Source organism: Rhodoplanes roseus (genome assembly GCF_003258865.1).
GTDB classification, from domain to species: domain Bacteria; phylum Pseudomonadota; class Alphaproteobacteria; order Rhizobiales; family Xanthobacteraceae; genus Rhodoplanes; species Rhodoplanes roseus.
In genome coordinates this window covers 1-11139 of sequence record NZ_NPEX01000197.1, presented here as the reverse complement: position 1 = coordinate 11139, position 11139 = coordinate 1, and the positions used below count along the sequence as shown (strand labels likewise).

At 69.4% G+C, this 11139-nt stretch carries 12 protein-coding genes; 7 read left to right on the top strand and 5 right to left on the bottom strand.

What is annotated here, in order from left to right; all coding sequences use genetic code 11:
* Positions 1 to 47 precede the first annotated feature (47 nt).
* Entirely contained in the window at positions 48 to 614 is a 567-nt protein-coding gene (locus CH341_RS22275; protein WP_111421168.1) for a phasin family protein, read from the bottom strand.
* Positions 615 to 982: 368 nt separating this feature from the next.
* On the opposite strand from CH341_RS22275, the gene aroQ reads away from it, so the two are divergent.
* The 3 genes from aroQ to accC are packed head-to-tail and all read left to right on the top strand — an operon-like array spanning position 983 to position 3303.
* Entirely contained in the window at positions 983 to 1432 is a 450-nt protein-coding gene (gene aroQ, locus CH341_RS22270; protein ID WP_111421167.1) for a type II 3-dehydroquinate dehydratase, read from the top strand.
* A 3-nt stretch (positions 1433 to 1435) separates the two neighbouring features.
* The gene (gene accB, locus CH341_RS22265) at positions 1436 to 1930 is read left to right on the top strand and encodes an acetyl-CoA carboxylase biotin carboxyl carrier protein (RefSeq protein WP_111421166.1); all 495 of its coding nucleotides are present in this window, start codon (positions 1436 to 1438) and stop codon (positions 1928 to 1930) included.
* A gap of 20 nt (positions 1931 to 1950) precedes the next feature.
* Positions 1951 to 3303 carry an acetyl-CoA carboxylase biotin carboxylase subunit gene (gene accC, locus CH341_RS22260; protein ID WP_111421170.1) on the top strand — a complete coding sequence of 451 codons (1353 nt, stop codon included), beginning with the start codon at positions 1951 to 1953 and terminating at the stop codon, positions 3301 to 3303.
* A gap of 122 nt (positions 3304 to 3425) precedes the next feature.
* On the opposite strand, the gene CH341_RS22255 is transcribed toward accC, so the two are convergent.
* Positions 3426 to 4004, bottom strand: a complete 579-nt coding sequence (locus tag CH341_RS22255; protein ID WP_111421165.1) for a TetR/AcrR family transcriptional regulator — start codon at positions 4002 to 4004, stop codon at positions 3426 to 3428.
* 85 nt (positions 4005 to 4089) lie between these two features.
* Here CH341_RS22255 and CH341_RS22250 point away from each other — a divergent pair, with 85 nt between their 5' ends.
* Entirely contained in the window at positions 4090 to 4902 is an 813-nt protein-coding gene (locus CH341_RS22250; protein ID WP_111421164.1) for a crotonase/enoyl-CoA hydratase family protein, read from the top strand.
* A gap of 116 nt (positions 4903 to 5018) precedes the next feature.
* Here the strand turns inward: CH341_RS22250 and CH341_RS22245 are convergent, their stop codons facing one another.
* The gene (locus CH341_RS22245; protein ID WP_170149759.1) at positions 5019 to 5399 is read right to left on the bottom strand and encodes a response regulator; all 381 of its coding nucleotides are present in this window, start codon (positions 5397 to 5399) and stop codon (positions 5019 to 5021) included.
* Positions 5400 to 5621: 222 nt separating this feature from the next.
* Between CH341_RS22245 and aat the strand changes: the two genes are divergently transcribed.
* The gene (aat, locus tag CH341_RS22240) at positions 5622 to 6332 is read left to right on the top strand and encodes a leucyl/phenylalanyl-tRNA--protein transferase (RefSeq protein WP_111421162.1); all 711 of its coding nucleotides are present in this window, start codon (positions 5622 to 5624) and stop codon (positions 6330 to 6332) included.
* Between the two features lie 48 nt (positions 6333 to 6380).
* On the opposite strand, the gene CH341_RS22235 is transcribed toward aat, so the two are convergent.
* Positions 6381 to 7058, bottom strand: coding sequence for a PspA/IM30 family protein (locus tag CH341_RS22235; RefSeq protein ID WP_111421161.1), 678 nt, complete (start codon positions 7056 to 7058; stop codon positions 6381 to 6383).
* A 252-nt stretch (positions 7059 to 7310) separates the two neighbouring features.
* Here CH341_RS22235 and CH341_RS22230 point away from each other — a divergent pair, with 252 nt between their 5' ends.
* Both CH341_RS22230 and CH341_RS22225 read left to right on the top strand, forming a co-directional pair.
* A complete protein-coding gene (locus CH341_RS22230; protein WP_111421169.1) occupies positions 7311 to 7868 on the top strand; it encodes a LemA family protein in 558 nt (185 codons plus the stop codon).
* 159 nt (positions 7869 to 8027) lie between these two features.
* Positions 8028 to 9797: a M48 family metalloprotease gene (locus CH341_RS22225; RefSeq protein WP_111421160.1), complete on the top strand. Its 1770-nt coding sequence runs from the start codon at positions 8028 to 8030 to the stop codon at positions 9795 to 9797.
* 30 nt (positions 9798 to 9827) lie between these two features.
* On the opposite strand, the gene CH341_RS22220 is transcribed toward CH341_RS22225, so the two are convergent.
* Positions 9828 to 10895, bottom strand: a complete 1068-nt coding sequence (locus tag CH341_RS22220) for a methyl-accepting chemotaxis protein (RefSeq protein WP_111421159.1) — start codon at positions 10893 to 10895, stop codon at positions 9828 to 9830.
* Positions 10896 to 11139 lie beyond the last annotated feature (244 nt).

Here is an 11139-nt window from a genome sequence, read left to right as displayed (position 1 = left end):
CACCCGGCCCACCATGCGATGGGCCGGGTGCGGCACGGATGCGCCGTTCAGGGCTTGGGTGGGGTGAACAGCTTCGACAGGCCGGAGAACGCGTCGGTGTTCCAGGCCGTGAATCTCTGCGCCAGCATGCCGAGCTCGGTCGACTGGGCCGTCACGGTCTCGAACTGCTTGCGCGCGTGGCTTGTCGACAGCTCCACCAGCTCGGACGGCGTCTTCACGCTGGAGAGCTGCTGGGCATAGTCGAGCGCCGAGTTCAGGTTCGCCTTCATGAAGGCGAACATCCGCTGCCGATACTCCTCGGCGGCCAGGGCGGCGGCCGAGAGGTCCTGCGGGTTCGGCGCGCCGGGCGCATCGCGCGGCACCAGACCGGCCAGATCGGCAGGGGATTTCAGGGTGGCGAGATTGGCGGCGTAATCGAGCGCCGCATTCACGTTGCCGCGCATGTAGTCGAAGACCTTGGCCCGATAGTCCTCGGTCACCTGCGCGGCCGTGGAAACGTCGTAGCCCATCTTCTCCATTGCATCCTCGGTCTGGGTGATCGCCTGGTCGACGCTCTTCTTGAGGTCCTCGATCGCCTGGTCGGCGAAATTGGCTCCGTCACTCTGGTCGTGCATGCCACAATCCCTTCGAGCAAAAACGCGAGCACGTCGTTGACCCGGACTTCGGACGGTCCGGCTGAGCGGACGGCGCTGGGGGCTAAATCACCCTGCCCGCCTCGTTTTGCACCAGTGTAACGGCTTTGCGGCCGCGCGAAAGGCAGAAAACTTCCCGCACCGGTTCCGGCCCACCGAACGCGCCGTGGCTCCCTGCCGCACCCGCCGCACTCCCCACCCGACCGGCCGCCCGCCGCGCCCACCCACCCGGGCCTGGACCCGGGCCTGGAGGCTTCCCCTTCCGCCGCGCGGCCCCTATAAGACGTGCGCCGGACAAGAACGCGCGACCCGCAGGCGACGCGGGTGCGTCCCGACCCCGGTGGACGTCCATGAAGCCCACCGTCTATGTCATCAACGGTCCGAACCTGAACCTGCTCGGCACGCGCGAGCCGGAGAAGTACGGCCGTGCGACGCTCGCGGACGTCGAGGCGCTGTGCCGCGAGGCCGGCGACCGGCACGGTCTCGGGATCGAGTTCCGACAATCCAACCACGAGGGCGACCTCGTCTCCTGGATCCAGGAGGCGGGGCAGCGGGGCGCGGCCGGCATCGTGCTCAACGCCGCCGCCTATACGCACACCTCGGTCGCCCTCCTCGACGCCGTCGCGGCCGTGGCCGTGCCGGTGATCGAGGTCCACATCACCAACATCCATGCCCGCGAGCCCTTCCGCCGCACCTCGTACGTGTCGCAGGCCGCCAAGGGAGTGATCTGCGGGCTCGGCCCGCAGGGCTATGGGCTCGCCATCGCGGGCCTCGCGGGTCTCGCAGTCGAAGGGAGTTGAGTCGTGACAGCCGCCGACAAGGACGCGCCGGAGCCGGCGACCGGCATCAGTGCCGTGAACGAGGAGATCGTGCGCACGCTCGCGCGCCTCCTCGGCGAGACCAACCTGACCGAGATCGAGATCGAGCACGGCGGCCTGCGGGTCCGCGTGGCGCGCCAGAGCATCGTCACGGCAGTGGCGCCGCAGGCGCCCGCCGTCGCCGCCCCCTCGGCGGTTCCGGGCGTCTACGCGGTCGCCGACGGCCCGATGGATCCCTCCAAGCACCCGGGCGTCGTCACCTCGCCGATGGTCGGCACCACCTATCGCTCGCCCGAGCCCGAGGCCCGGCCCTTCGTCGATGTCGGCACCCAGGTGAAGGCCGGCGAGACCGTGCTGATCATCGAGGCGATGAAGACCATGAACCAGATCCCGGCGCCACGCTCCGGGACGGTGACGCAGATCCTCGTCGAGGACGGCCAGCCGGTGGAGTTCGGCGAGCCCCTCATGATCATCGAATGACGCGGGCCCCGGGGACCGCGATGTTCGAGAAAATCCTGATCGCCAATCGCGGAGAGATCGCGCTCCGCATTCTTCGCGCGTGCAAGGACCTGGGCATCGCGACGGTCGCGGTGCACTCCACGGCCGACGCCGACGCCATGCATGTCCGGCTCGCCGACGAGAGCGTGTGCATCGGCCCGCCGCCCGCCAAGGACTCCTACCTCAACATCCCGGCGCTGCTCGCCGCCTGTGAGATCACGGGCGCCGACGCGGTGCATCCGGGCTACGGCTTCCTCTCCGAGAACGCCCGCTTCGCCGAGATTCTGGAGGAGCACGGGCTGCACTTCATCGGCCCGAAGCCCGCCCATATCCGATTGATGGGCGACAAGATCGAGGCCAAGCGCACCGCCAAGCGGCTCGGCATTCCGTGCGTGCCGGGCTCCGACGGCGCCATCACGTCGGACGAGGAGGCGAAGGCCGTCGCGGCCGAGACCGGCTATCCGGTGCTGGTCAAGGCGGCGGCCGGCGGCGGCGGCCGCGGCATGAAGGTCGCCCGCAGCGAAGGCGACCTGCGCATCGCGCTCGCCACCGCGCGGGCCGAGTCGAAGGCGGCGTTCGGCGACGACTCCCTCTACATGGAGAAGTATCTCGAGCAGCCGCGCCACATCGAGTTCCAGGTGCTGGGCGACGGCCGCGGCAACGCCATCCATCTCGGCGAGCGCGACTGCTCGCTGCAGCGGCGCCACCAGAAGATCTGGGAGGAGAGCCCCTCCCCGGCGCTCAACGCCGAGGCCCGCCACCGGATCGGCGGCATCGTCGCCAAGGCGATGCAGGAGCTCCAGTATCTCGGCGTCGGGACGATCGAGTTCCTGTACGAGGACGGCGAGTTCTACTTCATCGAGATGAACACCCGCATCCAGGTCGAGCATCCGGTGACCGAAGCGATCACCGACATCGACCTGATCCTCGAGCAGATCCGCGTCGCCGCCGGCGGCGGCCTGACGCTGCGCCAGGAGGACGTGACCTATCACGGCCACGCCATCGAGTGCCGCATCAACGCCGAGAACCCGGTGTCCTTCCGGCCGTCGCCCGGAAAGATCCGGCACTACCATCCGCCCGGCGGCATGGGCGTGCGCATCGATTCGGCGGCCTATCAGGGCTACGTCATCCCGCCCTATTACGACTCGCTGCTCGGCAAGCTGATCGTCCACGGCAAGTCGCGGGCCGAGTGCCTGATGCGGCTGCGCCGCGCCATCGACGAGTTCGTGGTCGACGGCATCGAGACCACCCTGCCCCTGTTCCGCGCCCTGGTGCGCGACAAGGACATCCTGGACGGCAGCTACCACATCCACTGGCTCGAGCAGTTCCTGGCCCGCGGCGGCATGGACGAGTGAAGGCGGCCGTAGCCCGGATGGAGCGCGCGGGCGAAAGCCTGGGCGCGTAATCCGGGACACACGGCAGTGCCCCCGCGATCCGCTGCGCTCCTTGCGGGCCACGGGCGGTTACGGGCGCCCGGTCACCTCGCCCGCGCCGCCGTCACCAGCTCGAAGGCGGCGTCGCCGGCCGTCTCCATGTAGGTCGGGTCGCGGTGCAGCAGCACGACGGCGAAGCAGCCGTCGAGCAGCAGCATGATCTGCCGCGCCAGCTCCGGCGCCGAGGCGATGCCGTCGGCCGTCAGCACCTCGGCGAGCCAGGCCTCCACCCGCTTCTTGTGGACGATGCCGGCCCGGATCGCCGGATGGCCCGGCAGCTCGGCGTACTCGACCGAGGTGCGCAGGAAGCCGCAGCCCTTCCATTTCGGATGCCGGGCCGAGCGCGCGAGATGACGGAACAGGCCGCGCACCTTCTCCGGGACGCCGCCGCCCGTCTCCTCGAACCAGCGGCGAAACAGGGCGAGGTTCGGCTGGTCGCGCACGCTCAGATAGGCCGCGACGAGATCGTCCTTGCTGCGGAAATGATAGTAGAGCGTGCGCTTGGTGACGCCCGCCTTGGCGGCGACCTCGTCCAGGCTCACGGCCCGGATGCCGGACCCGTAGAAGAGCTTGGCGGCGGCGGCGACGATCCTGTCGCGGGTCGGTTCGGCGGTTCTCGGCATGCCGTCAAAGTATACTCACCAGTGAGTACACACAATCCGGTGCGGCCCCTACGGTCGCGGTCGTCCGCCAGCCAGGGAGGTTTTCATGCCCGTTCACCAAACCGTCGCCGCCGATCCCGTCCTGCTCGCGCTCGACGACGGCATCGCCACGCTGACGCTCGACCGGCCGCACAAGCTCAATGCGCTCGACTACGCGACCATCGACCGCCTGATGGCGCATCTCGACGCGATCGAGGTGGAGCCGGCGGCCCGCGCCGTGATCCTCACCGGCGCCGGCGATCGCGCCTTCTCGGCCGGCGGCGACATCCACGAGTTCTCGAAGAGCGTCGCGTGCGGGCCGAACGCCGCGATCCGCGACTTCGTCCGTCGCGGCCAGGGGCTGACGGCCCGCATCGAGGCGTTCCCCAAGCCCGTGATCGTCGCGGTGAACGGGCTCGCCTTCGGCGGCGGCTGCGAGATCACCGAGGCGGCGCATCTCGCCGTCGCCAGCGACCGCGCCCTGTTCGCCAAGCCGGAGATCATGCTCGGCATGCCGCCGACCTTCGGGGGCACGCAGCGTCTGGCGCGCCTCGCCGGCCGCAAGCGCGCGCTGGCGCTGCTCCTCACCGGCGAGCGCTTCACGGCCGAGCAGGCGCTCGCGCTCGGCCTGGTCAACGCCGTCGTGCCGCACGACGACCTGCTGCCGGCGACGCGCGACCTCGCGGCCAGGATCGTGCGCCACTCGCCGCTCGCCGTCGCCGCGATCATCACGGCGGTGACGCGCGGCCTCAACATGGGAATCGCCGAGGGGCTTCAGGTCGAGGCCGAGCAGTTCGCCCGCATGGTGCCGACCGACGATCTGGCCGAAGGCCTGGCGGCGTGGACGGAGCGGCGCCAGCCCGTGTATGCGGGCCGCTAGATCGACCTCGCCGGCGCGTCACGACCATCGCGACAAAAAAAATCCCGGGCCGAGGCCCGGGACGGAGGCTTCAGATGGATGATGATCGGACGTCGCGACCGGTCGCGGCGCCCGGCTCAGGACGGCGCCAGCGTCGCCAGCATGGCGCAGACGTCTTTCGGAGCGTAGGGCTTCGGCACGAAGGTCGAGCCCGGGACCGGATTCGGGATGCCCTTCATGGTGCCGGACGCGTAGAGCACGGCGAGATCGGGGCGCAGCTCGCGCGCCATGTGGGCGAGCCTGCTGCCGTCGACGTCGCCTTCGATGTTGATGTCGGTGAAGAGCACGTCCACCTGTGTCCCGTCCTCCAGGACCTGGAGCGCGTCGCCGGCGTTGGTCGCGGTGAACACCTCGAACCCGTGCTCCACCATGGCGTCCTCGATCATCATCGAGATGAGGACCTCGTCCTCGACCAGGAGGATACGCGGCGGACGGTTGCGGGAACCACCGATACTCATGGCCATTCTCCAGCCCCCTCGACTCGCCGGACATCCGGACGAATTGATTCAATTTCTGTTAAAAGGCTACATACCGGCAGGTTACCGACCCGTTAACGCGCTAGCGCCAGGGTGTTCACGAACCGGTGAAGCACGGTGCGCGAGTATGGTATGGCAACCGGCCACCGGCGGAGTTCCGCCGATTCCGAGCCCAGAGCCGACCGAACCGAGCTGATCGATCCCATGGCGCGTCGCGATTCCGCATCGGTCGAGATCACCCCCGAGGTACTGCTGAAGGCGTATGCCTGCGGCATCTTCCCGATGGCCGAGAGCGCCGAAGACCCGGCCCTCTACTGGATCGAGCCGGAGCAGCGCGGCGTCATCCCGCTCGACGCCCTGCAGGTGTCGTCGCGGCTCGCCCGCACGATCCGTTCCGAGCGTTTCACCGTGGTGGCGGACCGCGACTTCGACGCCGTCATCGACGGCTGCGCCGAGCCGGCGCCGGGCCGCACCCGGACCTGGATCAACACCCGCATCCGCAAGCTCTACGGGCGCCTGTTCGAGGTCGGTCGTGCCCACACGGTCGAGGTCTACGACGGCGACGCGCTGGTGGGCGGCCTCTACGGCGTCAGCCTGGGCTGTGCGTTCTTCGGCGAGAGCATGTTCCACCGCGAGCGCGACGCCTCGAAGGTGGCGCTCGTGCATCTCGTCGCGCGGCTGCGGGCCGGCGGATTCCGCCTGCTCGACACGCAGTTCGTCACCGATCATCTGCGCCGCTTCGGCGCCGTCGAGGTGTCACGCCGCGCCTATCACAAGCTCCTCGCCGCGGCGCTGGTGGGCGAGGCCGACTTTTCGGCATTGCCGGTCGACCAGCCGATTCCGGGAACCCGCGTGCTCGAACTGATCCGGCCGACCGGCAGCGTCGTGCCGGCGGCGCCTGACTTGCAGAAGTGACGAGCCGAGCAACGACCGGCGGCGCCCCCTCGTGCCGGAGAAGACGTCTCAGCCGGCCGCCCGTGCGGCCTTCAGGGCGGCGACGCGGACGCTGATCGCGGCCGCGCGCTGCAGCGTGGCGATCTCGGCCACCTTCGCACCCACGCCGGGATCGACGCGGTCGGCACCAGCCACGCCACCGGACGCCGCCATCGCGCGGTCGAAGGCCGCCTCGGCCCGCTCGACCCGACGCTCGGTGGCGCGATCCGGACGGCCCGGCCCGTCGCCACCGGTCGCCGCCTCGCGATGCGCCGCCTCGAACACCGCGAGCGCCTCCTCCATCCGGGCCTTGCGGCCGGCGAGCGCGGCGAGGCATTCGTCGAGCCGGCCGGCCTCTGCGGCGGCATCGGCCTCGGTCGCCTGCAGACGCGTCGCCTCCTGCTCGAGGTCGAGCTGGCGCGCGACCGCCGCCTCGGCGAGATCGTCACGGTTCTCGGCGATGGCGAACCGCGCCTTCTCGTCGAGCTCGGCATGCTTTTCGCGCAGCAGCCGCTGATGGCGGATGGCCTGCAGGCGGCGCGACGCTGCGGCCTCCTGCTCGGCCCGGACCTCGTCGACGGCCCGGTCCACCTCGCGAATCGCCTCGCGCATCACGCCCGACCCGCCGGCCCGTTCCATCGCATCGACCGCATCCTCGATGCTCGCCGACACCAGCCGTCGAACCCGCAAGAAAATCGATTCCGCCATCGCGCTCTCCACCTCGACGTGCGGCCGGCCCTGCGGGGCCTGGACCGCGGCTGAAAGGTCTCGGCTCGCGTCCGAGCGCAGCCATTCTACAACCTGGGCGCTGAATATTGGATGATCGACTAATCCAACGGCTGCGCGAAAACCTCAACACTCCTTTAACCGCAGCATCAAAACACCCCTGCGCTTCAACCGGCATTAAACCCAGGCGGCTACAGCTCGGGGTAGAACGATGCACAGGAGGCGATCGTGGACATGATCCTGATGCTGGCCGGAGGCGCGGCGGTCGTGGCCGTGGTCCTCGCATGGTGGACCTTCAATCGCCTGATGGCGCTCGACGAGCGCTGCAACACCGCATTCGCCGACGTCGACGTCCATCTCAAGCATCGTCACGCCGTGATCCCCGGGCTGGTCGAGACGGTGCGCGGCTTCGTCGGCCACGAGCTGACGGTGCTGACCGAGGTGACCAAGGCCCGCGCCGGCGCGCTCCGGGCCGCCGGACCGGACATGCGGCTTGAGGCGGAGACGCAGGTCGGGCAGAGCCTCAACAGCCTGCTCTCGGTGGTCGAGCACTATCCGGAGCTGCAGGCCTCCTCGCATTTCCGCGACTTGCGCAATCAGCTGATCGACGCCGAGAACCGCATCACCGCGTCGCGGCGCTTCTACAATCTCGCGGTCGACGAGTTCAACGCCACCCTGCGCCAGTTTCCCGGCAACCTGATCGGCGGGTTCGGCCGGCTCGGACGCCGCAAGCATTTCGATCTCGGCGTCGAGCGGGTGCTGATCGACGAGCCGGTCGCCTTCCGGTTCTGATCAGGTGGTAGGGTGGGCAAAGGCGCGGATCGCGCCGTGCCCACGCCGTCGTGAAGAATGATTTGCTGATCGTCGGTGGGCACGCTTCGCTTCGCTTCGCTTCGCTTCGCCTCGCCCACCCGACGGCGGCCCCCGTGAGTTCGATCGGCGAGGCGGACCATGTTCCGGGTCAACGGCTTCTACGGGCACGTCCAGGCCAACAACCTGCGCTCGGTCGTCATCTTCTTCGGCTTCGTGATCGCCTTCGAGCTGATCGGCACCGTGCTGCTGATCGTCCCGCTGATCTACTTCGATTCCAAGCACGCGCTCATCTTCCATCCCTGGGCCTATTTCACCCGCTACGCGCCGGTCCTCCTGGTGCTCGGCGCGTCGCTGTTCGTCTTCCGCTGCGCCCGCCACGTCGCGGCGATGCGCGCCTCGGTGAACTTCACCTTGGTCGACCGGCGGGCGCAGCCGCGCCTCGTCTCGATCGTCGAGCGGCTGGCGATCACGGCCGGCGTCCCGGTTCCTCGGGTCGCCCTGATCGAGACCGAGGCCCGCAACGCCTTCGCGTGCGGGATCGATGCGGACAGCGCCGTCGTGGTGGCCACGCGCGGCCTCGTCGAGGCGCTCGACGACGACGAGCTCGCCGCCGTGGTGGCGCATGAGATCACCCACATCAAGAACGGCGACATCTGCCTGATGGCGGCCGCCAATGTGCTGATCGAGAACCTGGAATGGATCGAGCGCAAGAATCCGTTCCGCCTCAACAACGTCGTCCAGGTGATCATCGCGGTCCTGTTCACCCCCTATCTGATCCTGGCGATGCTGGCCGGCTTCGCGTCGACCGTCTCGTTCACGCTCGCGCGCGTGTCGCGCCTGCTGATCTCGTCGTCGCGCGAGTTCATCGCCGACGCCGAAGCGGTGCGGCTGACCCACAATCCGGCGGCGCTGATCTCGGCGCTGCGCCGCATCGACGGCCGCAGTGCGGTGGAGGGTCTCGATCCGCGCGCCGATGCGATGATGATCGACGGTGCAGTGGAGGGCGCATTCGCCTCGCATCCGACCATCGCCGAGCGCATCGCGGTTCTCACCCGCCTGTCTGGGCCGATGGCTCACGCCGCCGGCCCGCGCGTGGACACGCGCCCGCTCGAGCAGGCGGTCGCCCACCGGGCGGCCTTCGGGCTGCGTCCCGGCCCCGGCCCCCTCCCGGCGACCGCGACCGCGGCCCCGGCTGTGCCCGGGACGCTGCTGCTCCAGCGGGTCAATGCCGGCTCGAACAAGAACCTGTTCGGTCTCACGCCACGCACCCGGCGCATGTTGACGATCGGCTTCTGCCTCCTGGCCGCACTGCAGGTGTGGACGATCTGGCGCGTCAAATCGATGCCCGAGTTCCGCGACCAGTCCACTCCGGCCCAAAAGGCCGAGTGGAAACGGCGCGACGACCTCCAGCGCATCGCCAAGACCGATCCGGCCAAGGCCCGCTGTTATGCGACCGACGTCTATTCGGTCGGCGACCGCGGCTTTCATCGTGTGAAGACGCCCGACCCGGGCCTGGTCGCGGCCTATGCGACCGGCAAGGCCGGCGGCGGCTCGTCCGATGTCCCGATCGAAAAGTATCTCGCGTCGAAGCAGGCGTCGGTGCGCACCGTCACGGCCGCCCAGGACGACCAGCTCGACCAGGCCCTGGTCTCCTACGTGAAGCAGCGCGAACTCCTGACCGAGATCGTGCATCGCTTCTACGGCACCGAGGGGCTACGCCTTTTCCAGCAGGCCTACGACAGCCCGCAGGACCACGCCGTCGTCGACACGCTGCGCCGCAGGCTGGACGCCGGCGCACCGGCGCTCCTCGCCGACCGCAGGCTCGCGGCCGACATGCGGTTCCTGGTGTCGGCGCCGGACGCCTTCGTGCCCTGCATCGCCCGCGCCAGCCAAATCACGTCCGGATGAGACGTCACCGCCGACGGCCGGCCCGCCGGATCATCCCGCGGCGCGCACGATGACGCCGTACCAGCCGAGGCCCTTGTAGGTCTCGTAGCCGGGGGTGGCGTGGAAGGCGACGAGCGCGCCGGAGGGGTCGTGAAAGTGGCCGGCGTGGCGGCCCTCGGTCCTCAGCGGCAGGCGCTCGCTCAGAATCCCGGCGCCGTCGGAGGCGGCGATCACCCGCATCTGCCGGTCGACCAGCAGGACCCGGAGGCGATCGTCGTCCCCGACCCGCACGCCCTTCACGATGGCCTTGGCCTGCGCCTCCCAGTCGAAATGGATGGCGAGCACGCCGAGGAGCTTCCCGTCGGCGCGGCCGCCCTCGCGGACGGTGGCGCAGTAGGTCGCGACCTGGGCGTCGTCGAGTCCGGCCAGGCGCTCGATGTCGCCGGCGACGTAGTCGTCGCCGCTGCGCAGCGCCACCGCCTCGCGGAACCACTTCTCGCCGGCGACGCTGCGGCCCTGCACGGCGAAGCGGTCCGGCCGGCCGTTGGCGAGGATCCGGCCGTCGAGATCGCACAGCCAGAGATCGAGATACACCGTATAGGCGGCCAGGATCACGCCGAGCCGCTCGGACGCGTAGGCGCGGGCCACCGGCTGCGGATCGGCAACGCAGGAGACCACGGCCGAATCGGTCGCCCACCAGCGCACGTCGCAGGTGCGCTCGTACAGATTCCGGTCGATCAGCTCGACCGCGTTGAGGGAGAGGTCGACCATGCGCTCGGCCTGGGAGCGCTCCGTCATCCGCGCGATCGAGGACATCAGGGCGCCGGTCCGCCGGGTGAGCTGGCTCTCGAGATCCCCCGCCAGCGTATCGATCTGCTGGCCGACCGCCCGCACCTCCTGGGCGACGACCGAGAAGCCGCGCCCCTGCTCGCCGGCGCGCGCGCTCTCGATCAGCGCATTGAGCGCGAGCATCTTCATCTGATTGGTGATCTGCTGGATGGCCCGGGTCTTGTCGCAGGCGATCCGGTTGACCTCCGCGGTCAGCGATTCCGTGAGCGCCGAGATGTCCGAGGAATCCGACGTGTCATCGGCGACGAGCGACTGGCTGACTGGGGTCATCGGGGGATGCCGTCGACTGGAATGGACGAATTTTAGTCTAGTCCAGGAATTAGGACGACGAAAACTTACAAAGCACTTAATATACTTGGCATAGGCTGCCGATATGTTGGGCAGCCCCCGTGTTGCCGGCGATCACGGCGACCCGCGCAACTCCGTGGCGCTCATTGGATACGCGGTGCAGCCGGCGGCCGCGGCTGGCGCTGCTGCTGGGCGGGCTGCTGGGTGCGCTGCCGCGGCGGCGCTG

Excerpts from the sequence above, each read along its gene's own strand:
- CH341_RS22275 (WP_111421168.1), bottom strand. The coding sequence starts at position 614 with ATGCACGACCAGAGTGACGGAGCCAATTTCGCCGACCAGGCGATCGAG.
- aroQ (WP_111421167.1), top strand. The coding sequence starts at position 983 with ATGAAGCCCACCGTCTATGTCATCAACGGTCCGAACCTGAACCTGCTC.
- accC (WP_111421170.1), top strand. The coding sequence starts at position 1,951 with ATGTTCGAGAAAATCCTGATCGCCAATCGCGGAGAGATCGCGCTCCGC.
- CH341_RS22255 (WP_111421165.1), bottom strand. The coding sequence starts at position 4,004 with ATGCCGAGAACCGCCGAACCGACCCGCGACAGGATCGTCGCCGCCGCC.
- CH341_RS22250 (WP_111421164.1), top strand. The coding sequence starts at position 4,090 with ATGCCCGTTCACCAAACCGTCGCCGCCGATCCCGTCCTGCTCGCGCTC.
- CH341_RS22245 (WP_170149759.1), bottom strand. The coding sequence starts at position 5,399 with ATGAGTATCGGTGGTTCCCGCAACCGTCCGCCGCGTATCCTCCTGGTC.
- aat (WP_111421162.1), top strand. The coding sequence starts at position 5,622 with ATGGCGCGTCGCGATTCCGCATCGGTCGAGATCACCCCCGAGGTACTG.
- CH341_RS22235 (WP_111421161.1), bottom strand. The coding sequence starts at position 7,058 with ATGGCGGAATCGATTTTCTTGCGGGTTCGACGGCTGGTGTCGGCGAGC.
- CH341_RS22230 (WP_111421169.1), top strand. The coding sequence starts at position 7,311 with ATGATCCTGATGCTGGCCGGAGGCGCGGCGGTCGTGGCCGTGGTCCTC.
- CH341_RS22225 (WP_111421160.1), top strand. The coding sequence starts at position 8,028 with ATGTTCCGGGTCAACGGCTTCTACGGGCACGTCCAGGCCAACAACCTG.
- CH341_RS22220 (WP_111421159.1), bottom strand. The coding sequence starts at position 10,895 with ATGACCCCAGTCAGCCAGTCGCTCGTCGCCGATGACACGTCGGATTCC.